Below are 23,740 nucleotides of genomic sequence, written 5' to 3'. Positions count from 1 at the left end.
ACAGGTTGCCTCGGCGGTACGCGGCTTCCACAATGTTCTCGATGGTTTTGGGCCAGCGCCATTTCGGCTACGTCGCGAGAATAGCTGGTTACCTCGCCGGTCCAATCCCGAAAGCTCAAGCGGAAACCGTGGGGCACGAAGACACCGCGTTCGCCATCCAAGCCATAGCCCGTGCCGCGCATCAGCTGTCGCCTCGCGGCGCAATGGGCCCTGTCCCTGGTCATGCCTCCCGAGACCGACCACACTGGAGCCAACTGCTGCCAGTAGCGGTCGGCAGCCTCGCGCCTGGCCGCTGCGGCGGTTTTCCCCCTGTTTCAAGATCGGGAGGCCAGATGACTACTCGCTCCGTCGCCTCGGTTCACCCTGCGTATCGCGACGATATCGGCGACTTGCAGACTCGTCGGCCCTTGCCGGGTCCGGGCGTGTCGCAGGTCGATCCGTTCCTGTTCCTCAATCATCATGGCCCGCAGATCTACCCACCGAACAATGCCGGGCTGCCGTTCGGTCCGCATCCACACCGAGGGTTCGAAACGGTCACCTTCATTCTCGAGGGGAGCCTGGCGCACCATGACTCCGGCGGCCATACGAGCGTGATCGAGGCGGGCGGCGTTCAGTGGATGACGGCCGGTTCGGGGCTCGTGCATGCCGAGATTTCGCCCCACGAGTTCAAGAAGCGGGGCGGTGCACTGGAGATCCTGCAGCTGTGGGTCAACCTGCCAGCACGGCTGAAAATGGTGTCGCCGCGCTATGTGGGGGTGCAGCGCGATGCGATACCCAGGGTGAGCCTCGATGAGGGCCGAGGATCGCTCGAGCTGATTTCGGGAGAGTACGGCGGCGAGACGGGGCCGGTCGAATCGTTGACGGATGTGTTCATGTCGGTGGTTCGCCTGGAGCCCGGCGGATGTGCCGAGCTGCCGGCACCGGCGGGGCGCAGCGTCTTTCTTTATGCCGTAACCGGTCACGCACGCATGGCGGGCGAGAGGATAGCGCCGTGGCATCTGGTCGAGTTGAATGACGACGGCGAAACCATTCTCCTCGAGGCCGAGACGCCGTGCTGTTTTCTCTTTGGCCATGCCGAACCCATCGGCGAGCCGGTCGTCGCCCATGGCCCCTTCGTCATGAACACTCAGGCGGAAATCGCCCAGGCGGTACGCGACTATGAGGCTGGTAAGTTCGGCTCAGGGCTGACGCTGTAAACCTGTCGCTCTTCCACGAGGCGGTCGGTTGATGGCGGGGCAGGTCAGACATCGCTCTGGACCTCCGAGGTTTGTGGGGTCGATTCGGGGTGCAGGCAGCGCGTTCCCGCCTGCCAGGAGTCGAGCAGGAACTGTAGGCCCAGCAGGCCGAAGCCAATGGGAAGCATGGCGTAGGGGATGCCGGTCGGCGTGCCCAGCGCGCTGGAGACCCGCTCGCCGTACTCGAATGCTTGCCACGCCATGATGCCCCCACGCCATACCATGACGAAGCTGAAGGCAGCGCCAAGCAGGCCGGTGATTACGCCGACCAGCGCCTGCAGGCGCAGTGGCAGCTTGTCGGCGAAAAACTCGATACGGATGTGGGCCCCGTGCCGCTGGGCCTCGGCCGCACCCATCACGGCCAGGTAGACCAGCAGGAAAGAATTGATCTCGAGGCTCCAGCTGGTCGGCGCCGAAAATAGATGCCGCATCATGGCGTCGTAGCAGATGGTGAGCGTCATGAAGACGAGCACCAGGATCGAGGCGCCACGCAGGACGGCCATCAGGCCGTCCCAGGTGCGCATGGAAGTAGACATGACGTCCTCCTCAGGCTTCGCCGAGGGCCAGGGCGATGGCCTGCTCGCCGACCTCCTCCCCGACTTCGCTCTTCCAGTGTTCCCATACCGCCTCGGTAGTGTTGTTGAAGGCGGCCAGGTCCTCTTCGCTGGGTTCGATCACCTCGATGCCGGCTTCCTCCATCATCGGCCAGTACTCGTTGGGGTAGATGTCGTTGTTGCAATGCTCGATGAAGTTTTCGTCGTACCACTGTGCGGCGTCCTCGAGCGCGGCACGTACCTCGTCGTCGAGGCGGTCCCAGCGATCGCGCAGCATGAAGGGGGCGACCGTGAATCCTGTCACCGGCAGCCGATAGCAGGCGGAGAGCTGCTCGTGGAGGCTGCGGCCGACGATGGTGGAGATGTTGAAGATGCCGGCGTCCACGGTACCGCGCTGCAGTGCCTGGTACGTCTCCGACGAGGGAATGCGGGTGGCGCCGATATCGTACTCCTCCAGCGCGGTGGTGGCCTCGTAGCCGACTACGCGGATCTTCTTTCCGCGGAGGTCTTCAAGCGAGCGGATCGGGTTCTCCTCGGTGCTCCAGATGTATTCCGGCTCGAGGATGCCGCCGCCGGAGCAGAGCATGTAGAGATTGTCCTCGGCCAGCTGCTCGTTGATCAGCTCCATCAGCGGGCTGCCCAGCTTGAGGCGCTCGGGATGCTGGTACAGCTCGTCGACCACGCCGGGTAGCCCAGTGATGCCGAGGATGGGCAGCGAGCGGGTGATGTAGGAGAGCGTGTGGAACATGAAGTCGACGCTGCCGGCGCGCAGGGCCGGGAGCTGCTCGTCGGCGGTCACCAGCTGGCCGGAGTGGTGGTAGTCGAAGTCGATGACGTCGGCGTGCTTCTCGGCCAGCAACTTGACGAAGCCGTCGGAGCCGTAGCTCAGCGCCTTGTAGGAGGGCGTGATGTAATTCACCCCGGTCAGCGACGTCGCGGCCCGGGCGCGGGGCGCTAACAGGCTGTGCCCGCCGAGCAGGGTGGCGCCAGCGGTGGCGAAGGTGCCGTACTTGAGCAGTTGGCGGCGTGTAACGGTCATGGTGAGTCTCCCGATTGTTGTTGTATCGGCTCGCGTTGCGAGCGCTTGGCTTGCGGCCGGGGCCGCGTTCTTTATCGGTCTACATCAGCCCCGGCAACCACAGGCTGAGGCTGGGGAAGAACACGAACAGCATCAGCACGAGGAACTGTACGGCGACGAACGGCAGGGCACTGCGGATGATCTCTTCGATGGTCAGGCCCGGACACACGCCGCGCAGGGCATAGAGGTTCAGGCCCACCGGTGGGGTGACCACGGCGATCTCGAGGTTGAGCACCATGACGATGCCGAACCACAGCGGGTCGTAGCCCAGCGCCTCGACCAGCGGCAGCAGCACCGGCGTGGTGACCACGATCAGCGACACCGCATCGACCAGCATGCCGAGCAGGATCAGCAGCAGCATCACTGCGAGCAGAATGGCCCAGGCGGGCAGGCCGCTGGTGGTCAGGGTCTCGGTGAGTAGCTGCGGCACGCGTACCATGTTGAGGTAGTCGCCGAAGATCTTGGCGCAGCCCATGATCAGCAAGATGGCCCCGCTGATTCGCGCGGTGGTGCCGAGGATCTGGGTCAGCTTGGGCCAGGTCAGGCTGCGAAAGACCACCGCAGCGATGAAGAAAGCGCCCAGCGCCCCGACGCCCGCCGCCTCGCTGGGCGTGGCGAAGCCCGTGTAGATCGACCCGAGCACTGCCAGCACCAGCAGGGCGGCATGCCAGATCTGGCCCAGGCTCTGGAAGCGCTCGCGCCAGGTGAAGCGCTGCGTAGCGGCGGGAGCCTCCAGGGGGTTGAGGCTGACGCGCAGGAAGATATAGGCCGAGAGCGCCAGGGCCAGCACGATACCGGGCACGATGCCACCAATGAACAGGTCGGCCACCGAGACGCTGGAGACCGCACCATAGATGATGAACGGTACGCTGGGTGGGATCAGCATTGCCAAGGCGCCGGCAGTGACCACCGAGCCGGCGGCCAGGGTACGGCTGTATCCGCGCTCGAGCATCTGTGGTACGGCGATGGAGCCCACTGCAGCCACGCCCGCCAGACTCACTCCCGAGACGGCACCGAACATTGCCGAGGCGCCCACCGAGGAGATCGCCAGGCTACCCCGGAGCCAGTTGAGCCAACGCACCGCCGCCCGGAACAGGTTGGCGCCGACAGGCGTGGCACCGAGCAGGCTACCCATGAGGATGAAAAGCGGCAGCGCGACCATCTCGAACACGTTGAGCTGGCCGAATAGTGATGATGGGGCGAAGAAGAACGCCAGCGAACCGCGTGCCATGTACAGTCCGATCAGGCCCGCGACCCCCAGCGAGAGGAAGATCGGCACGCCCAGCCCGATCATGGCTATCAGCGCGAAAACCACCAGAACGGTCTGCATGAGCGCCCCCTTAAATCACCCGATCACGGCGCAACGCATCGAGCGCGGCGGTATCGTAGCCGAGCCAGTCCGACAGAATCGCCTCGGTATGTTCGCCGAGGGCCGGCCCCACGTGGCGCACTCGTCCGGGACTGCGAGACAGACGAGGAAAGACGTTCTGCATGGGCAGCGGCCGGCCGTGGCGGTCAGGCACCTCGATGATCGTCTCGCGGGCCTGGAAATGCGGATCCGCCAGCATGTCGGGGGCACGGTAAACCAGCCCTGCCGGCACGCCAGCCTCGGCCAGGATGTCGACGACCTGCTGGGCGTCGTGCTGTTGGGTCCAGGCGGCAATCAGATCGTCGATGGCCTGCTGGTGCTGGCCGCGGGCGCGGTGGGTGGCGTAGTCCGGATGATCGGCTAGGGTCGGTTGGCCCATGGCCTGGCACAGGCGGCGGAACACCGTGTCCTGGTTGGCACCGATGATCACGTCGCGACCGTCTCGGGCCGGGTAGGCGTTCGACGGGGCGATCTTGGGCAGGAAGCTGCCGCTGCGCTCGCGTATCTTGCCGGCGCGGGCGTACTCGGGAATCAGGCTTTCCATCATCGCCAGTACCGATTCGAAGATGCTGCTGTCGACGGTCTGGCCGCGGCCGGTGCGTTCACGCTGATGCAACGCCATCATGGTCCCCAGGGCGGCATGCAGGCCGGCCAGGGTATCGCCCAGCGAGATGCCGACGCGCACCGGGGGGCGGTCGGGGTAGCCGCTGACATAGCGCAACCCTCCCATGGCCTCGCAGACCGAGGCGAAGCCGGCGCGCGAGGCATAGGGGCCGTCCTGGCCGAAGCCGGTGACCCGAACCATGATCAGGCCGGGGTTGTCACGCGAGAGAGCTTCGTAGCCTAGTCCCCAGCGCTCCATGGTGCCGGGGCGAAAGTTCTCGATGACGACATCGGCCTGACGGGCCAGTTCGCGCAGGAGATCCTGCCCGCGTGGCTGGCGCAGGTCGAGCGTCAGCGACCGCTTGTTGCGCGCGATGACGTTCCACCACAGTGGCTCGTCGGTATCGCGGTCGGCCTCGCCCCATTGACGCATGGCGTCGCCCTTGCCAGGAGGTTCCACCTTGATCACCTGGGCACCGAAATCGGCCAGCACCTGACCGCAGTACGGACCGGCAATCAACTGTCCGAGTTCGAGCACCTTGATGTCATCGAGGGGTATCGGTGGCGTCTTGTCGTGTGTCGTCATTATTGTTGGGCTGCCTCTCTGGGGCTGGTTCAATCGAAGGCTGCTGGACCATCAGGCCTATCGGGAAAACGGACGTGCAGTGCCTGAGCGGCCAGCAGATGGGAGCGCATCACGTTCTCTGCCCACGTGGGGCTGCCGGCGGTGATCGCCTCGAGAATTTCGCGATGATGGCGCATGCTCCGGCGCAGGTTGGCCAGGTCGTAGTTACCGAAGTTGCGCCGGATTACCGAGGTTCGGACGACACTATCCAGCACCGCCACCAGACGCTGATTGTCGCTCGCGGCGATCAGTTCACGGTGAAACTCGTGGTTTAGCAGGGCGATTTCGTTACGTACCTCCGGCTCGCGTTCAATGCGCTCGACGAGGGCTTCCATACGGCTGGCGAGTCCCTCGAGGTGCGCCAGGCGAGTCGGGTTCATCCGCTCGCTGGCCAGCCTGACGGCCATGGGCTCGAGTACCAGGCGCAGGTCGAAGACTTCGCGCGCATCCTTCTCCGTCCAGGTCACGACTCTGGCGCCGTGGTGCGGGATCGCTTCCAACCAGCCTTCCGATACCAGTTCGCGCAGTGCCTCTCGCACCGGGGTGCGGCTCACGCCGAGTTCACGGGCGATGCTCGCCTCGCGTACATATTCCTGGGCTCGATAGTGGCCCTCGAGGATTCGCTGCTTGAGTACGTTATGCACCTCGGAAGTCGCGGTTCGCGCGATCCGGGGAGCTTCGGCTATGAAAGGGTCGGCCATCACTGTCTCGTAAATTGTATGCAATTATGACTATAGGTAGAGTAATTTGGCCCTATGAACTCGACATTGGTCGTATATTGCATGCAACTTGCGGGCTCGGGATAGCCTCCGGTTCAAGGTGGGGATGGGCAAAAAGCGAGGGGCAACGAAGCTCGGCTGCGTGGTATGAAAAAGCCCCGGCCAGTGGCCGAGGCAAGGATCGATAATACAGTATGCTTGTACTACTTTGGTAACCTATCGCGTTGATGCTAATTGGGTTTCACCCTTGGCATCAGAAGTCGTACTTGACCATGCCCTGCAGGCGGAGCGCATCGCCGTCACGGCCATCTACCACTTCACGCTTATGCCAGCTGGCCTCGATGCCGTAGCTGATGCGATTGCCCGGTGACCAGATGTAGTTCAGCCAAACATCGTCGTACTGGGTATCGGCATCCGCTGCGGCATTGCTCTCATCGAGATCGGGATCGATCAGCGTATAGGCGATGTTGATGGCACCCGGGCCGGCCTTGAGGCTGGCGCCAACCGTGCCGCCGGTGGCCTTGATGGTTTCCAGGTTGCCGTCGCCGTCCACATAGGCTGAAGCGGCTGGGTTGCCGTGTAGATAGCCACCGATACCATCACCGTGTGCAATGCCGCCGCGCAAGGTCAGTGCATCGCTCACTGCCAAGGAGGCATCGAAGCCCATGCCCCAACCGGTGGCGGTATCGTCGGCACCGCCAACTGTATCGTATTCGAGTTGGCGTAACAGACCGGAAACGGAGTAGTTGAAGTTACCCGCGCTGCCCTGGAAACGTGCGGTCAAGTCGGGGAGTTGAGTTTTAGCGTCCGCGCTTACTGGAAGCCCACCGATCTTGTCCGGGTCCTCGATTGCCACGGAGAAGCCCCCGGTGGTGTAGCGCAGCTGCGACTGACGATCCAGAGTGGCGCGGCCACCGATGCCGGTGAAGTCGATGGTGGGCGTGCCAGCCAGGAAGCTCGAGAAGTTGGTCCAGGTCTGGCCAGCGAGAATGCCGTTCCACTCACCGAAGGCGTGGCGCAGACGGAACGCCGGCGCGTTGGCGGTACCGCCGTAGAAGTCGCCTTCGATGGTTGTCTTGAGGGTGCTGCCCGAAACCGGCGTGGCGGTGGTAAAGCCGATACGGCTCTCGGCGGCGTGCATATTGGTATGGCCGTCGCTGGTTTCTTCGCCGTCGAGTGCAATATTGCTACGACCTACGCTCTTCTCGCCAAGATCGTTATCCACGTCGTAGATGACGTCCAGCTTGGCATAGCCATAGATCGTGACTGCGGTGTCCCCTGCTTCGAATTCGAAGGCGTTGGATGCACTCGCAACGGCGAGGGCGAGGGCGCTGGCGGAGAAGATGGCAGTCTTCTTGAGGTTTTTGTGGATTGTCACGTGCAGTTCCTTATTTTGCGTTGGTGCCCTTTAGCAGTCGCGCACCGGATTTCTTGTGTTGTAATGATGTAGCCTTTCTACCAAAGTCGTAATCTTTTGTTGCTAGAGTTTCTACATCGCCTCAGAAATTAACCAGATGTAACGTTGATGACAATTCGATGAATGTGGCTTACGACAAAAGGATGAGGCGCATTGGTTTCCTACTGTATGAATTCCCGTGCCGTACCTTTGAACGGAGATGTGCTTCGTCGATGCGACTGTTGTTGGCGCGTCGGCCCTCGTAAGATGCTTGTTCGTAGTAGTCGTCTCCCATATTGTTGGAAGCCAGAAACTCGTTCGGTGACGAACGTTGAGGTAGGAATCGCCGCTTGTTATGTAGGCCTTTGATTACAGATTTTGTCGGCAATTTCCTACAAAGCGGCGTATCCCATGTTAACTGGACTTTCCATGACTGGTGTCATGATTCACGTGGGCAGGAAGCCCGACAGGGAAGGCAGCGTCAGGACGACGCAGGATCCAAGGAGGCTCGGTCAGGATGACCGGGGATAGAAGCAAGGAAGCGAAGGTTTGCCCGGCCGCAAGGCCGGGCTCTTTCGTTCTGGGGGTGTGCCAGGCCAAGCCCTGAAAAGCCGGCTCCTTGTAGCGGAGTTTTTCCTTTTGACCGATGGCTACGCGCGGGATCATGCAGGCTCGGCCGTCATGGGAGCGGAGGAGGAAACGGCCGAAAGAGCAGTCGATGCCATGCCAAGCGTGAAGCGGTGCGAGCGGACGCTCGTGCGTTAACGGAAACGTTAGCATTCTCTGCTATAACTAGGCGGTTCCTTCCTACAGGTGACGGGATGTCCAACATGGATTGGCTGGCCAGGATGCGTTGCGCTGCCCTTGCCGCATGGGGGCTCGTGCTCCCCCCGAGTGCGCTCGCTGGCGCTGAGGGTGCGACCCTCGCTGCTGTCCTTGGAGACGGCATGGCCGCGTTGGTGTTGGCCCTGATCGGGATGGCGATCCTGATGCTGGTCGGGTGGGCCCGTCACCGACGGCTGCTAGGCGAGATCAGTGCGCTTCGCCTCCATCGCGAGGAACTCGAAACCATCCTCGACAGTGTCGATGCCTGTATCTACGTCAAGTCGAACGACTTCCGCTATCAGTACGCCAATCGCAAGGCGGGCGAGATCGCGGGGCTGTCTGTCGATTCGCTACTGGGTAAGACCGACAGCGATATTTTCGACCCCGGCACGGCAGCGGACCTGCGTTTCAACGATCGGCGTGTGCTCGAACATGGCGAGAAGATCGTAGCCGAGGAGGGCTATGTGCTGCGCCAGGACGAGAGTGTCTTCACCTTCCTCTCGATCAAACTGCCGTTGCGCAATCCGGATGGTTCGATACGAGCCTTGTGCGGTATCTCGACCGATGTCACCGAATATCGTGACATTCAGGAGAGCAAGTATCGCCTGACCTTCTATGATCCACTGACCGGGTTGCCCAACCGGCGCTTGTTGCTCGATCGACTGGAAATGGTCGTCAGGGGGACGCGGCGCAGCGAACGCTTCGCGGCGTTGCTGTTCATTGACCTGGATAACTTCAAGGTGGTCAACGAGGCCCAGGGGCTTCAGCACGGTGACCGGCTGCTGCGTCGGGTCGCCCAGGGGCTTGAGGAGGCGGTGCGCGAAAGCGATACCCTGGCGCGGTTGGGCGCCGATGAATTCGTCTTGCTCATCCACGATCTCGGCCTCGATGTGGAGCAGGCCGCCCATGCCACCGAGCGTGTGGCGGAAAAGCTGCTGGCAAGGATCATGAGCGTTCAGGCCGGCGACGACCCGCTCCTGACCCTGCCCATCACGGCCAGCATCGGCATCACGCTCTTCGCCAACGGTCAGGCCAATGTCGATAGTGCCATGCGCCAGGCGGACATCGCGCTGCAGCAGGCCAAGGCCGCGGGCGGCAACACCTTGCGTTTCTTCAATGCCGACATGCAGGCCGACGTGATGGAGCGGGTCCATCTCGAGGCCGACCTGCATCAGGCCCTGGTCCGTGACGAGCTGCGCCTGCACTATCAGGTGCAGCTGAATGGCGATGCGAAGGTGACCGGTGTCGAGGCCCTGATTCGTTGGGATCATCCTCGACGTGGCCTGGTGCCGCCCGGCCTGTTCATTCCCCTCGCCGAGAAGAACCGTCTGATACTGCCTATCGGCTATTGGGTACTCGAGACCGCCTGCCGCCAGCTGGCATCCTGGTCACGGCAGAACGACAGGCAGCATTTGACGATTGCCGTCAACGTCAGCTCGGTACAGTTTCACCAGGCAGACTTCGTGGCGCGAGTGCAGCATACCCTGGAGATGACCGGGGCCAACCCGGCTCGGCTTGTGCTGGAGGTGACCGAAAGCCTGCTCATGGAGGATCAGGAGCGCGTGCGCAACATCATGCTTCGCCTCAGCAAGCTTGGCATCCGTTTCGCCCTGGACGACTTCGGCACGGGCTTCTCGTCGTTGAACTACCTGAAAAGGCTGCCGCTGCACGGGTTGAAGATCGACAAGACGTTCGTCAGTGGCGTGCTCGAAGACCCCGTGGATGCCGCCATCGTCAACACCACCATCACCCTGGCCGGCAGCCTCGGTCTCGAAGTCACGGCGGAGGGAGTCGAAACCGAAGCCCAGCACCGCTGGCTCATGGCGCATGGCTGCGGGGCGTTTCAGGGCTATCTCTTCGGCCGCCCGCTCCCCCTGGAGGAGCTGCAGCTGAACGTTGACGGTTGCGTCGTTCCCTCCTGACGAAGGGAAAAACTCATGCGTCAGCTTCTCCTTTTCCCGCACACGCTGCGGTAAGCTGGTCGTGTCGTTAGAGGACCTGCTTCCTCTGCCATACTTCCCTAAAAAACGGAGAGTTTCATGTCCCTACGCCCCATGATGGTCGCTGCCGTGCTGATGTTCCCGCTGACGGTCCTGGCCGAAACCCCCAACATCGTGCCGGGTCAGTGGCAATTCGACAGCACGACTTCCGTGAAGGGTGACGTGCCGATTCCCGACCAGGCGGACAGCCATCAGGAATGCATCGCCCAGGGCGATCTCGACGATGCGGACTTTCAGTTCCTCGAGGTCGAGGAGGGCTGTGAACTGCTGGAGCATAACGTCTCGGCCGATGGTATCGACTATCGCATGGTTTGCCATGCCGAGGGCGGTGAGGCGAATATCGACGGTCGCATGGACTTCCTGGGCGAAAGCGTCGCGGGCAGCGTGAATATCGATACCGAGTCGCCCATGGGTCAGATGCGCCTGGAAACCACCATCGAGGGTGAGCGAATCGGTGACTGCTGAACGCATCGCTGACGCCATGGATCCCAAGGCCACCCGTCAGGGTGGCCTTGATCAGGGTAGAGATACCGCGTTGGGCGGGCAGGCGTGCGCTGACGCTTCCCGGGCACGCTTGATCTCGAACCGGGTCCCATCCATGTGCCTCTCCTTATCGCTTGGCTTGCCTAAGCCGCGGCACCATCGCAATCGATAGGCATGTTGGCGCCGTTTCGATCTCGACCATGTCGTCCCCCCACATCCGTGTCGCTCGTCGGGCAGCCTCGGCTCAACGCCCCTCGTCGCTGCGCTCCTGTGCGGGTCCCTTGTGGTCTGGCATATCCTTGCTGAGGTTATGGGCACTGTTGATCAGCCCTACGTGAGAGAAGGCCTGCGGGAAATTGCCCAACTGGCAACGCGCGATGGGGTGATATTCCTCAGCGAGAAGACCGAGATCATTACGTACGCTGAGCAGCTTGTCGAAGAGATCGCTCGCCTCGTCGTGCCGACCGAGCAGCTCGAGCGTATCCACCAGCCAGAAGCTGCAGACCAGAAAGGCCCCTTCGCCCTCCGTCAGGTAGGCGTTCCTCGTCGCCGTGGGAATAGCGGTAGACGAAACCGTCGTGCACCAGTTCGGCTTGTATGGCCTCGATCGTGCCGAGAATGCGCGGGTCCTCGATGGGAAGGAAGCCGACCTGTGGCAACAGCAACAGCGAGGCGTCCAACACATCCGCGCCATAGTACTGAACGAAACTGTTGCGCTTGCGATTGAAGCCGTGGGTGCAGACGTCGTCATGGATGCGCTGACGTAGCGCTCGCCAGCGCTGAACGTCGCCAGTGAGGCCGAAATGCTCGACACCCTTGATGACCCGGTCCACCGCGACCCAGGCCATGACCTTGGAGTGGGTATAGTGGCGTGCGGGCTCGCGACTCTCCCATAGACCGGCACCTTTCTCACTCCAATGCTGTTCGAGAAAATCGATCATCCTGCACTGGATGTCCCACATGTCATGGGAGGGCTCGATGTGGTGGACGCGAGCGAGGTGCAGGCCATCCATCACTTCGCCATACACATCGAGCTGGTTTTGTCGGAAGGCATCATTGCCGATGCGCACCGGTCGGCAGCCGTTGAAGCCCTCCAGCCATTCGATTTCATGCTCGTAGAGTCGCCGTTCTCCAGCCAGGCCGTACAGTGGCTGCAGCTTGCCAGGGTCGCCGGCCACCGCACGCAGCAGCCATTCCCTCCAGGCGCAAGCCTCATCCCGGTAGCCCGAGGAGAGCAGGGCGTAGAGGGTAAAGGTGGCGTCGCGCAGCCAGGTGTAGCGATAATCCCAATTGAGGCCGGCACCGGGCTGCTCGGGCAGGGAGGTGGTGACGGCCCCTACCATGCCGCCGGTTTCGATATGCGTAAGAGCCTTGAGTGTGATCAAGGACCTTATCACCGGCTCCCGATAGCGCTCGTCAACCCGACAGCGCGAACTCCATTCGCTCCACCAGCATTCGGTTTCTTCAAGCGTACGCAGCGCATCCCAGTGGCCGGGGGCATCGCGATAGGGGGGGTACCATGTCAGTACGAATGGCACGCTTTCACCCGCACGAATCTCGAAGGTTGCGGTGATGTCACTGCCTCGCGTTTCCAATTCGATGGGAGCATCCAGGCGCAGGCCATCCGGGCCGGCCACGGCGGATACGCTATTCGCCTCCTGGCTTAGCCAAGGCTGCAGTCGGCCATAACCGAAGCGAAAGGCCGCATGTGAGCACATCGTCACACAACCGCTGCGCCCCTCGACGATACGCATCACGCTCTCTTCGTTGTCGCTCTTGCTGGCTATCGGCATGAAATCGATCACGGCGACGCTGCCATGGGCCGTCTCGAAGAGTGTCTCCAGCACGAGCGTCTCGCCGCGGTAGCGACGCGAGCGGGCCTGAACCGTCCCGGTGGGGCGGATACCCCAGTGACCGTTGTCCTCGTTCCCGAGCAGCGCCGCGCAGCAGGCATCCGAATCGAACCGCGGCAGGCACAGCCAGCTCATCGAGGCATCGCGATCAATGAGGGCGGCCGTGCGCATGTTGCCGATGAACCCGTAATCCTCGATCTTCCGTGTCGTGTGTTCCACTTCGACCCCCTTCCATGCACTTCCTTGTCGTTCCGCCATGCCACATTGACCATCCTAATACAGCTGACTATAGCTCTAGTGATTTCCATGGAAAGCGTGTGCTTGGGGTATGTCATCCGAGCACTGAGATGCTAAGGGAGAGCCAAGCATGAGCGAACAAGTCGGCGATTTCATCATCAGGCGCCTGGGGGAATGGGGCGTCAAGCGCATCTACGGCTATCCGGGTGATGGCAGCAACGGCATCATGGGAGCCCTGAATCGGGCCGACGATCACTTCGAGTTCATCCAGACACGTCACGAGGAGATGGCGGCGCTCATGGCCTGTGCCCATGCCAAGTTCACCGGGGAAGTGGGGGTGTGCACCGCCACTTCGGGACCGGGCGCCATCCACCTGCTCAATGGACTCTACGACGCCAAGAAGGATCACCAGCCTGTCGTCGCTATCGTCGGTCAGCAGGCGCGGGCTGCCATGGGTGGCGAGTATCAACAGGAGGTGGATCTCGTCTCGCTGTTCAAGGATGTCGCTCACGAATTCGTCCACATGGCGACCAGCCCCGCTCAGGTCCGTCATTTGATCGACCGGGCGGTCCGTATCGCCCTCTCGGAACGCACCGTGACCGCCATCATCGTGCCCAACGACCTGCAGACGCAGCCGGTAGTGGAAACGCCGCCGCATGCCCATGGCACGATCCACTCCGGGGTCGGCTATGCGCGTCCGCGCGTAGTGCCCCACGAGGAGGAGTTGCGTCGGGCCGCCGCCGTGCTCAACGAGGGCGAACGTGTGGCGATCCTGGTGGGTGCCGGTGCGCTCGGCGCGACCGACGAGGTGATTCAAGTCGCCGAGCGACTCGGCGCCGGTGTGGCCAAAGCACTGCTCGGGCGTGCGGCGCTGCCCGACGACCTGCCTTTCGTCACCGGCTCGATCGGCCTGTTGGGCACCAATGCGAGCTGGGAGTTGATGAGCAACTGCGACACGCTGTTGATGATCGGCTCGGGGTTCCCTTACTCCGAATTCCTTCCCGAGGAGGGACAGGCGCGCGGGGTACAGATTGATATCGACCCGCGCATGCTCAGCATCCGCTATCCGATGGAAGTGAATCTGGTCGGTGACAGCGCAGGCACGCTGCAGGCGCTGTTGCCGCTGCTGGAGGAGAAGCGCGATCGCTCCTGGCGCGAGCACATCGAGAGCAGCGTTGCGCAGTGGTGGGACGTCCTCGAAGAGCGCGCCATGGCCGAGGCCGAGCCAATTAATCCCCAGCGTGCCTTCTGGGAGCTTTCTCCCCGCCTGCCGGATAACTGCATCCTGACCAGCGATTCCGGGTCGGCGGCCAACTGGTACGCCCGTGACCTCAAGCTCCGCCGCGGCATGATGGCGTCGCTATCCGGCGGTCTGGCGACCATGGGCAACGGTGTGCCTTATGCCATTGCCGCCAAGTTCGCCTATCCGGAACGTGTCGCCATCGCTTTGGTCGGTGACGGGGCCATGCAGATGAACGGTAGTGCGGAGCTGATCACCGTCGCCAAGTACTGGCAGCGCTGGAGTGACCCGCGGCTCGTGGTCATGGTGCTCAACAACCGGGACCTCAACCAGGTGACGTGGGAGATGCGCGTCATGGAGGGCGACCCCAAGTACGAAGCGTCGCAGGATCTGCCCGATTTCCCTTATGCCGAGTATGCCGAGCTGATCGGCTTGAGGGGCATACGGGTCACCGAGCCGGACGCACTGGCCGGTGCCTGGGATCGGGCGCTGAGCGCCGATCGCCCCGTGGTGCTGGAAGTCGTCTCCGACCCCGACGTGCCACCGATTCCGCCGCACATCAAACGTGAACAGGCCCAGGCCTACATGTCGGCGTTGATGCATGGCGACCCGGATGCGCTGGGTATCGTCAAGGCGTCGTTCAAGCAGTTCGCGCGGGAGTTCGTGCCCAAGGTACGCCGGCATTGAGGGGGACCACGAGTGGTCGGGGCCGTAGACGGTGCCCTGGCCGTGGACGGGTTTGGCGGCTTGGGGTTAGCAGCCGGGCCAGACGATACTCAGCGAATGCCGAGGCAGGCAAGGCAAAGGAGGTGCACATGCAAGACCGACAGGAAGTGGTCGTCGTGACCGGCGCGGGCGCCGGGCTGGGGCGTGCCGTCGCGCGTGAATTCGCTCGTCATGGAGCTGCACTGGGATTGATCTCGCGCAGTCCGGACCGGCTGGAGGCCGTGAGGAGCGAGATCGAGGCCCTCGGAGCACGCGCCGTGACGATGAGTGTCGACGTAGCCGATGCGACCCAGGTCGAACGTGCCGCCGAGCGCATCGAAGCCGAACTTGGTCCCATCGATATCTGGGTCAACGGTGTCATGACCACCGTGTTCTCGCCATTGCACGAAATGAGTCCGGACGAGTTTCGTCGCGTCACCGAGGTAACCTACCTGGGCTACGTGCATGGCACGATGGCAGCGCTCAAGCGCATGCGCCCGCGCAACCGCGGCACCATCGTACAGGTCGGCTCGGCCCTGGCCCATCGCTCGATACCGCTGCAAAGCGCCTACTGCGGCGCCAAGCACGCCATCAAGGGAATGACCGAGGCGCTGCGCTGTGAACTGATGCACGAGGGCAGCGCCGTCCATGTCACCCAGGTCGAAATGCCGGCGCTCAACACGCCCCAGTTCGACTGGTGTCGCAATCACTTGCCCCGGCGCGCCCGCCCCATGGCCCCCGTGTTTCAGCCCGAGGTGGGGGCACGAGCCGTCTACTGGGCCGCGCATCAGCGTCGGCGCGAGCTCCATGTCGGTTCGTCGACTGCTGTCACGATCTGGGCCAACCGTCTACTTCCCGCGTTCATGGATCGGTGGCTGGCGCGCTCTGCCGTCGACGGACAGCAGACAGCTGAATGGGAAGGCCCCGATCGCCCCGATAACCTGTGGCAGCCGGTCAAGGGCGACATGGGGGCTCGTGGCCGCTTCGGGCGCGAGTCGAAACATCAGAGCGGACAATTCTGGCTGACGACGCATCGCGATCAGGTTGGTTTGATCGCCGGCTCGCTGCTGTTGGCCGGGATGGCTTGGTGCGCGACCCGTCACTCGCAGCGAACACGACATCACGTGGCGGACCAGCGCAGGTCGTGAGCCGAAGAGCGCCCGCCACGACATGGCTTGTCAGCTCAACGCCTCGTCGAGCGAGGCGCGGGCTCGGCCATTTCCGCCTCCAGGCGCCGTCGGACGTCGCCGGGCGAGCCGGTGTGGCGCGCCAGCAGGTCATAGGCCACCGGCACCACGAACAGCGTGAAGAGCGTAGCAGCGGCCACCCCGGCGAGGATCACGGTGCCGATCACCATGCGCGATTCGGCGCCGGCCCCGGTGGAGACGATCAGGGGGATAGCGCCTGCCATGGTGGTTACGGCGGTCATCAGGATCGGCCGCAGACGCGTCACCGAGGCATCGAGCAGGGCGTCGCGAAAGGCCAGCCCCTCATCGCGCAGCTGGTTTGCGAACTCCACGATCAAGATGCCGTTCTTCGAGGCGAGTCCGATCAGCATCACAAGCCCCACCTGACTGTAGATGTTGAGCGACTGCCCGGTAATGAATAGCCCGAGCATGGCGCCGCTCATGGCCAGCGGCACGGTGAGCATGATAACGAAGGGGTGGATGAAGCTCTCGAACTGGGCCGCCAGCACCAGGAACACCACCAGGCCACCGAGTACGAGCAGGTAGGTTGTGGAGCCGCTGGCCTGTCGGAAGTCGCGCGAGGCACCGCTGACGTCGGTCTGCGCCTGGCCCGGCAGCACCTCGGCGGCAGCGTTTTCCAGATATTCCAGGGCTTCACCCAGCGAGTAATTATCGGCCAGGTTGGCCTCGATGGTGATGGCGCGCAGCCGGTTGAAGCGGTTGAGCGTGCTGGCTCCTGCCGCATCGGTGAAGCTCACCAGGCTGGCCAGCGGAATCAACTCTCCGGTACGCGCCGAGCGCACCTGAATGTTGTCCAGGGCACGCGGGCTTGTCTGGTTGGCGCGGTCGCCCTCGACAATGACGTCGTATTCCTGGCCGTTTTCCAGGTAACGGGTCACGTTGCGTCCCCCCAGCATCACTTCCAGAGTGCGGCCTATCTCCGAGACGGTGACACCCAGGTCGGCGGCACGTGCATAGTCGATCTCCACCCTCAGTTGCGGCTGGGTCTCCTTGTAATTGCTGTCCAGACCGATGAGCCGGGGATTGTCTTCGCGGATGTGTTCCATCAGGCGGTCGCGCCACTCGGCCAGTTCCTCGTAGGTACCGCCGCCCAGTACGAACTCCACGGGCTTGCTGATGCGCTGGCCGAAGCCTTGGCGCATCACCGGGAAGGCTTGCACGCCGGGAAGGCCGGCCAGTTCTTCGCGTACCTCGTTCATGATCGACCAGGCATCGCGGCGTTGGCCCCAGTCGGCCATGCTGATGATGGCGAAACCGTTATTGAAGTTCTCGATGTTGCCGAAGCCGCGCGGCGCCCGAACCACCACCCTCTCCAGTTCACCGCTATCGAGCAGCGACTCGAGGCGGGTTTCGATCTCATCCATGTAATCCATGATGTAGTCGAAGGTGGCCCCTTCCGGCCCGTTGACCAAGATGATAAAGCTGCCGCGATCCTCCTGCGGGGTGTACTCGCTGGGCAGGCGCTCGGCCAGCCAGGCGGTGGCGACGATCAACCCGACGAAGAGTGCCAGCACGACCAGGCGTGCCTTGAGCACCGCGGTCAACAGCGTACGGTAGACGCGCTGGGAGAATTCCAGCAGCCACTGCACGCCGTGGGCGAGGCGGCTGTCGTGCATGGTCGGCTTGAGAATCTTCGAGGCCATCATCGGTGTCAGTGACAGTGCCAACACGCTGGAGATGGCCACGGCAGCGGCCATGGTCAAGGCGAATTCGGAGAACAGCCGGCCGATATTGCCCTGCAGGAAGCCCAGCGGCACGAACACGGCGATCAGCACCAGGGTCGTGGCGATGACCGCGAAGGCGATCTGGCGAGTGCCGCGGAAGGCAGCGACCAACGGGGTCTCGCCGTAGTCGTGCATGCGCCGGTGAATGTTCTCCAACACCACGATGGCGTCGTCGACGATCAGACCGATGGCGAGTACCAGGGCGAGCAGGGTGAGGAGGTTGATCGAAAAGCCCATCAGCGCCAGGGCCATGAAGGCGCCAACAAGGGCAATCGGCACCGTGATTGCGGGTATCAGCGTGGTGCGCAGATTACCCAGGAACATGAAGATCACCACCACCACCAGTCCCAGGGCAATGAACAAGGTGAGCACAACCTGCTGGATGGCGCCCGAGACGAACACCGAAGCGTCGTAGTTGAGGCTCAGTGTCATGCCATCGGGCAGGCTCTCCTGTACCCGCTCGAGCTCGGCCTGGACACCCTGCGAGACCTCCAGCACGTTGGCCGTGGATTGCTTCATGATCCCCAGCCCCACCATTGGCACGCCGTTGGCACGAAAGATCGAGCGATCCTCCACCGAGCCGATCTCCACACGTGCCACATCGCCAAGCCGTACCAGGTAGCCGTCGTCACCCCGGGCCAGGGCCAGGCGTGCGAAGTCGTCCGGCTCGGCGAAGGCGCGTGGCAGCCGCACCACGAACTGTCGATCGCGCGACTCGATGGAGCCGGCCGGCAGCTCGACGTTCTCGGCACGCAGCGCACTCTCCACGTCGCCGACGGTGAGATTGCGCGCCGCCAGGGCGTTGCGGTCGATCCACACGCGCATGGCGTACTCGCGCCCGCCTCCCACTCGCACGCGGGCCACCCCGGGCTGCACGGAAAAGCCATCCACCAGGTAGCGCTCCGCATAGTCGGTCAGTTCGGGAATGGTGTAGCCGGCGCCGGAAAGCGATAGCCACAGCACCACTTCCTCACTCGAGTCGGCCTTCTGGACTTCCGGTGGGTCCGCCTCGTCGGGCAGGTTGCGCAGGGCGCCGGAAATGCGGTCGCGGACGTCGTTGGCCGCCGCGTCGATATCCATGTCGAGGCGGAACTCGATGTTGATGCGCGATTGGCCGTCCTCGCTGGTCGAGGTGATCAGTTCGATCCCTTCGACCCCGGCAATACGGTCCTCCAGCACTTGGGTGATGCGGGTTTCCACCACGCTGGCCGAGGCGCCGGGATAACGCGTCTCGATGCTGACCACCGGCGGGTCGATGGAGGGATACTCCTGCAAGGGCAGCCGCTGCAAGGCCAACAAGCCGAAGGCGACGATCAGCAGCGCCAGTACGATGGCGAGCACCGGTCGCTGTACGGAGAGGTCGGATAGCCGCATCAGGCGTCGTCCCCGCTGCGCTGGGCCTCGAGGATCTCCCGGATCGAGGTGCTGTCATCGGCGATGCCCAGAAGCTGCACGCGATCGCCTTCGTGGGCGCGCTGCAGACCGTGGCTCACCACCAGCTCGCCGTCGGCCAGCCCCTCCAGGATCTCTGCCTGGCCGGTACGTCTCTCGCCGACCTTCACCTGACGACGCACCAGGCGATTGTCATCGGCCTCGTCGATCACCAGCACGAACTGCTTGTCGCCGCTGGGGATCAGCACCGCTTCGGGCACCACCACTGCCTGGCGCGGGCTGCGCTGCAGCACGACCTCCATGAGCATGCCGGGGCGCAGGCTCAGATCGGGATTCTCCAGCTCGGCACGCACTGTGATGCTGCGGCTCACCGGGTCGACCCGTGAGCCGACACTGCTCACCTCGCCTTCGAATGCCTCGTCGGGAAAGGCGGCGCTTCGAGCGGAGAGGGGCAGACCCGGCTCCAGAATCGACAGGTACGACTCCGGCACGCTGAAATCGAGCTTCATGAGGTCGAGTTTGTCGAGGGTCACGAGCTCGGTGCCCGGCGTGACCAAGCTGCCCACGCTGATGTTGCGAAAACCGACACGCCCGTCGAAGGGTGCCCGTACCCGGTAGTTGGTCAGACGTGCCTCCAGCGCCTGGATCTCCGCCTGCACCTGGCGCAGCCGCGCCTGGCTGTCTTCCACATCGGCGCGTGGCGCCATGTTGCGGCTCTGCAGCTGGGTCAAGCGCTCCACGGCGCTGCGGCGTTCGTCGCGCAGTGCCTGGGCGGCGCGCAGCTGGGCCTGCTCCTCGCCATCCTCCAGCCGGACGAGGAGCTGGCCGGCTTCCACCACCTCGCCATCGCGGAAGTTCAGCTCGGCGACGATCTCGGTCACTGTGGCCGATAGCGTCACGCTCTCGTCGGCGCGCAGCGTGCCGAGCGCCTCCAGCGGATCGGACCAGGCCTGCTCGATGGCACGGGCGCCGATCACGGCTGGGCGATCCTGGGCCACGACGGGCAGGGCGAAAGCGAGGCACAGGCTGATGCAAAGGCATAGCCGGCCGATCAGCGGCACCAGCCAGCGTGATGACGCAAGGGAGAGGGGGCGCGATGTCATCATGAGAGCTCTTGTTAGGGACAGTAGTCGCGAGAGACGTCGCATCCCTGGACGCTTTGCTTATCAGGCTACCCATATTAACCGGTGCCAATGTGTCAACAAATGCGCAACATTGGCTCTACAAATTCCATTTTCTTGTGGAATAAGTGTACAAGAAGCGCCTTGTCGTGTCAGTCGACCATCCGAGGGATCGCCGGATAAACCGAAGCCGTCGCGTTCTTGGCGGGATAAGGGCAGGTTCTGCTAGAATTCCTCCCCTTTTCGCCATCGGAATCGTCATGCCGTCATCAAAAATCGATGTCGTGATCATCGGTGCAGGGGCCGCCGGTCTGATGTGCGCCCTCACGGCGGGCTATGCCGGGCGGCGCGTGTTGGTGCTCGATCACGCCAACAAGCCCGGCAAGAAGATCCTGATGTCCGGAGGAGGGCGTTGCAATTTCACCAACCTGGCAACGGGGCCGGCCAACTTCTTCTCGTCAAATCCGCACTTCTGTATTTCCGCGTTGAAGCGCTACCGCCCGGAGCATTTCGTCGAGCTGGTGGAACGCCACGGCGTCGATTACGTGGAGAAGGCCCCGGGACAGCTTTTCTGTGCGCATTCCGCCAAGGAGCTGCTTGGCGTGTTGCTGACCGAATGCGAGTGGGCCGGAGTCGAGCTGCGCCTGAATACTGCAGTCGAACGTATCGAGCGGCTTGGCGAAGGCATGCGGCTCGATACCTCGTCAGGTCGTATCGAGGCCGGTACCGTGGTGATTGCCACCGGTGGGCTCTCGATTCCCACCATGGGGGCGAGCGGGTTCGGCTACGAGGTTGCCCGGCAGTTCGGCCTGGAAGTGACCGAGACACGCCCGGCGCTGGTGCCTTTTACCCTGACTTCCCAATGGAAGGCGAGAGCGGCTGATCTGGCTGGGGTGGCCTGCGATGTGGCCGTCAGTGCCGTGCGCGACGGCCGGCGGTTGGGACCGGGTCCCGAGCGGCGCTACTGTGAACCGATGCTGTTCACCCACCGCGGCCTGTCCGGCCCGGGCATGCTTCAGATCTCCAGCTACTGGCAACCCGGCGACGAACTCGAAATCGATCTTTTCCCCGGGCTGGATCTTGCTGCGGCACTTGCCGAGGCACGCCAGGCGACACCGCGCCGCCAGCTCACGACCTGGCTTGGCGATCGGCTCCCGCGACGCCTGGCCCAGGCGCTGACCGAGTGGCATGGCGAGGATCCCATCCTGGCCGAGTTCTCCAATGCGCGAATCGAGACATGGTGTTCGCGTCTTGGCCAATGGCGCCTGAAGCCGGCCGGTACCGAGGGCTGGCGCACCGCTGAGGTAACACAGGGCGGGGTCGATACCCGTTCGATCTCGTCGCGTGACTTCAGTGTCGCAGGGCTGCCTCAGTTGCGCTTCATCGGCGAGGTGCTCGATGTCACCGGCGAGCTCGGCGGACACAACTTCCAGTGGGCATGGGCGTCCGGTGTGGCGTGCGGCAGCGCGCTCTAGCGTCGTTGGCTCATTGCCTGCCTTTGCCTACGGTATCCGCCACGTGTGCGTCTCGCTGGCCCATGGGGTTAGGGTCTCCAGCCGTCGTGTCCTGCTTTGTCTGATGTTCCATTTCGCTGTTCAGTTCCGCCCCCATGAGTACGATGAACGCGGAAAGCCAGAACCACATCAGCAAAATGATGACGGCGCCCAATGAACCGTAGGTTTCGTTGTAACTCCCGAAATTGCTGACATAAAGGGAAAAACCGATCGACCCTGCAATCCATAGCAGGACGGCCATGACAGAACCGGGGCTGATCCACTGCCAGCGGGGCTCATCGCGGTCGGGGGCGTATCGGTACAGAACGGTGATAGCCAACATGGTAACCAGCATCAAGAGGGGCCAGCGTGCCAGGTTCACCAGGGTACCGATGAGATCGGGCAGTCCCATCATCTCGACAATGGCCGGAATAGCGGTGATGGTGCCAAGGGTCACGAGGGTCATGATGATAAGGCCTAGCGTCAACACCAGCTTGATAGCGGTTCTTTTGATGAAACCCCGGCTCTCTTCCTCTTCGTAGACGATATTCAAGCCTTCCATGAAAACGTCGACGCCTCGAGAGGCGCTGTAAATCGCCAACAGTACACCACCGATGGCCGCCAGGCTGATACCGGCACCTGCGTCCCGGCTGGCCTCTTCCGCCTGGCTTTGAACGAGGTCGGCGGCTTCCTGGGGAAGGAGATGGCTGATATTCGCGATTTGCTGATTGATCTGCTGTGGGTCGAACAGCAGGGCCCATATCGAAATCGTCGCCACTATGGCAGGAACCATGGCCAGCAGGAGATAGAACGCAACCCCTGCGGCCAGGGTCGATACGTGATCGCGCCTCATCTCCTCCTTGGTACGCTTGAGGATGTCTTTCCAGCCGGCTTTTGGAATCTCGCTGGGTCGAACTGCCTGTCGACCACGTTGGGCCGCTGCTACGTTCCGATTTGCCATGGATGATCTCGATTAGGTCAAGCCAGCCAGGGTTTCAGAAGAACCCCGTCGAATTCTAAATTGAAAGTAGATAAGACGATCGGGGCCCTCAATGAGCAAAGTATGACGCTATGTAGTGAAGTGTTCGCACGGCGCATACCGGCCATGTAGACAAAGCGCATTGTGATGCGCCGAGGCAGTCCAATCCGGTCTATGCTGCATGACAGAACCACGTCGTAAGCAGAGGCCCGCCATGACCATGATCGCGATTCAGGACTCCTCGAAAACCGAAGCGTCTGCGTTTGCCGAGCGTATCGTCGACGAGGCCGTACGTCAGGCCGAGGAGCGGGGCTGGCAGGCGGTTCGGCTCTCCGAAGTCGCCCGCAGCCTCGATCTGCCGATGACCGTGGTGTTGGAGCGCTTTCGCGACATGGACGACGTGGCCAACGCCTGGTTCCAGCGTGGCTGGCGCGCCATGCTGGCCAGCAAGCCCGATACCTTCGACGACTGGCCGGAGCGGGTGCGCATCGAGCATTGCCTGCAGGCCTGGTTCGATGCCTTCTCCGCTCACCGACAGGTGACGGTACAGATGCTGAAGACCAAGGCGCACCTGCCGCATCTCCACACCTGGGTGCCGATGGTCTTCGACCTGTCACGCACGGTCCAGTGGCTGCGCGAAGCGGCTCGGCTTGAGGCACGCTACGGTACCCCGCGCGCTCAGGTGGAAGAGCTGGCCCTGACCAGCCTGTTCGTGGGGGCGTTGTCGGTATGGTCGACCGATACCAGCGAAAGCCAGCGCCGTACCCGGCGTTTCATCGACAAGAGCCTGAGAAGCGGCGAGAGCTGCATGCGATGGATGCCGGGAGCCGGCCGTCGGCGGCATCGTCATGCCGAGGCGCAACTATAGGGGTTCACCCGGGGCAGGCGGGCAATGGGCATG

At 63.0% G+C, this 23,740-nt stretch carries 18 protein-coding genes; 7 read left to right on the top strand and 11 right to left on the bottom strand.

The window, feature by feature from the left end; all coding sequences use genetic code 11:
* Positions 1-332: 332 nt before the first annotated feature.
* A complete protein-coding gene (locus ACOJCM_RS02900; RefSeq protein ID WP_445210564.1) occupies positions 333-1,196 on the top strand; it encodes a pirin family protein in 864 nt (287 codons plus the stop codon).
* A 44-nt stretch (positions 1,197-1,240) separates the two neighbouring features.
* Here the strand turns inward: ACOJCM_RS02900 and ACOJCM_RS02895 are convergent, their stop codons facing one another.
* The 6 genes from ACOJCM_RS02895 to ACOJCM_RS02870 form a co-directional block, all read right to left on the bottom strand.
* Positions 1,241-1,771, bottom strand: a complete 531-nt coding sequence (locus tag ACOJCM_RS02895) for a TRAP transporter small permease (protein ID WP_445210563.1) — start codon at positions 1,769-1,771, stop codon at positions 1,241-1,243.
* Between the two features lie 10 nt (positions 1,772-1,781).
* Positions 1,782-2,828: a TRAP transporter substrate-binding protein gene (locus ACOJCM_RS02890; protein ID WP_445210562.1), complete on the bottom strand. Its 1,047-nt coding sequence runs from the start codon at positions 2,826-2,828 to the stop codon at positions 1,782-1,784.
* Positions 2,829-2,907: 79 nt separating this feature from the next.
* On the bottom strand, positions 2,908-4,197 hold the full coding sequence (locus ACOJCM_RS02885; protein WP_445210561.1) for a TRAP transporter large permease: 1,290 nt from the start codon (positions 4,195-4,197) through the stop codon (positions 2,908-2,910).
* Positions 4,198-4,207: 10 nt separating this feature from the next.
* Positions 4,208-5,425, bottom strand: a complete 1,218-nt coding sequence (locus ACOJCM_RS02880; protein ID WP_445210560.1) for a CaiB/BaiF CoA transferase family protein — start codon at positions 5,423-5,425, stop codon at positions 4,208-4,210.
* A gap of 29 nt (positions 5,426-5,454) precedes the next feature.
* The gene (locus ACOJCM_RS02875) at positions 5,455-6,165 is read right to left on the bottom strand and encodes a GntR family transcriptional regulator (protein ID WP_445210559.1); all 711 of its coding nucleotides are present in this window, start codon (positions 6,163-6,165) and stop codon (positions 5,455-5,457) included.
* A 271-nt stretch (positions 6,166-6,436) separates the two neighbouring features.
* A complete protein-coding gene (locus ACOJCM_RS02870; RefSeq protein ID WP_445210558.1) occupies positions 6,437-7,561 on the bottom strand; it encodes a DcaP family trimeric outer membrane transporter in 1,125 nt (374 codons plus the stop codon).
* Between the two features lie 965 nt (positions 7,562-8,526).
* Here ACOJCM_RS02870 and ACOJCM_RS02865 point away from each other — a divergent pair.
* The gene (locus ACOJCM_RS02865; RefSeq protein WP_445210557.1) at positions 8,527-10,326 is read left to right on the top strand and encodes a putative bifunctional diguanylate cyclase/phosphodiesterase; all 1,800 of its coding nucleotides are present in this window, start codon (positions 8,527-8,529) and stop codon (positions 10,324-10,326) included.
* Positions 10,327-10,443: 117 nt separating this feature from the next.
* A complete protein-coding gene (locus ACOJCM_RS02860) occupies positions 10,444-10,869 on the top strand; it encodes a DUF3617 domain-containing protein (RefSeq protein WP_445210556.1) in 426 nt (141 codons plus the stop codon).
* A 262-nt stretch (positions 10,870-11,131) separates the two neighbouring features.
* Here the strand turns inward: ACOJCM_RS02860 and ACOJCM_RS02855 are convergent, their stop codons facing one another.
* Together ACOJCM_RS02855 and ACOJCM_RS02850 are read right to left on the bottom strand one after the other, a co-directional pair.
* Positions 11,132-11,374, bottom strand: coding sequence for a glycoside hydrolase family 15 protein (locus ACOJCM_RS02855; protein ID WP_445210555.1), 243 nt, complete (start codon positions 11,372-11,374; stop codon positions 11,132-11,134).
* A complete protein-coding gene (locus ACOJCM_RS02850; protein ID WP_445210554.1) occupies positions 11,301-12,998 on the bottom strand; it encodes a glycoside hydrolase family 15 protein in 1,698 nt (565 codons plus the stop codon). Before ACOJCM_RS02850 ends, ACOJCM_RS02855 begins: the two co-directional genes overlap by 74 nt.
* Positions 12,999-13,107: 109 nt before the next feature.
* Here ACOJCM_RS02850 and ACOJCM_RS02845 point away from each other — a divergent pair, with 109 nt between their 5' ends.
* A complete protein-coding gene (locus tag ACOJCM_RS02845; RefSeq protein WP_445210553.1) occupies positions 13,108-14,904 on the top strand; it encodes a thiamine pyrophosphate-requiring protein in 1,797 nt (598 codons plus the stop codon).
* A 128-nt stretch (positions 14,905-15,032) separates the two neighbouring features.
* Positions 15,033-16,070: an SDR family oxidoreductase gene (locus ACOJCM_RS02840; protein WP_445210552.1), complete on the top strand. Its 1,038-nt coding sequence runs from the start codon at positions 15,033-15,035 to the stop codon at positions 16,068-16,070.
* Positions 16,071-16,105: 35 nt separating this feature from the next.
* Here ACOJCM_RS02840 and ACOJCM_RS02835 read toward each other — a convergent pair whose 3' ends face one another.
* Complete coding sequence (locus tag ACOJCM_RS02835; protein WP_445210551.1) at positions 16,106-19,228, bottom strand: efflux RND transporter permease subunit; 3,123 nt, start codon at positions 19,226-19,228, stop codon at positions 16,106-16,108.
* Positions 19,228-20,352: an efflux RND transporter periplasmic adaptor subunit gene (locus ACOJCM_RS02830; RefSeq protein WP_445210550.1), complete on the bottom strand. Its 1,125-nt coding sequence runs from the start codon at positions 20,350-20,352 to the stop codon at positions 19,228-19,230. Before ACOJCM_RS02830 ends, ACOJCM_RS02835 begins: the two co-directional genes overlap by 1 nt.
* A 275-nt stretch (positions 20,353-20,627) precedes the next feature.
* Here ACOJCM_RS02830 and ACOJCM_RS02825 point away from each other — a divergent pair, with 275 nt between their 5' ends.
* The gene (locus ACOJCM_RS02825; protein ID WP_445210549.1) at positions 20,628-21,842 is read left to right on the top strand and encodes an NAD(P)/FAD-dependent oxidoreductase; all 1,215 of its coding nucleotides are present in this window, start codon (positions 20,628-20,630) and stop codon (positions 21,840-21,842) included.
* A gap of 10 nt (positions 21,843-21,852) precedes the next feature.
* Here ACOJCM_RS02825 and ACOJCM_RS02820 read toward each other — a convergent pair whose 3' ends face one another.
* Positions 21,853-22,821, bottom strand: coding sequence for a YihY/virulence factor BrkB family protein (locus ACOJCM_RS02820; RefSeq protein ID WP_445210548.1), 969 nt, complete (start codon positions 22,819-22,821; stop codon positions 21,853-21,855).
* A 232-nt stretch (positions 22,822-23,053) separates the two neighbouring features.
* Between ACOJCM_RS02820 and ACOJCM_RS02815 the strand changes: the two genes are divergently transcribed.
* Positions 23,054-23,707 (top strand): hypothetical protein, encoded by a 654-nt coding sequence (locus tag ACOJCM_RS02815; protein ID WP_445210547.1) that lies wholly within the window; start codon positions 23,054-23,056, stop codon positions 23,705-23,707.
* The last annotated feature ends 33 nt before the right edge of the window (positions 23,708-23,740 follow it).

Source organism: Billgrantia hypersalina, from assembly GCF_052584175.1.
The sequence above is the reverse complement of the archived record's forward strand: the minus strand, read 5'-3'. Positions and strand labels throughout refer to the sequence as shown.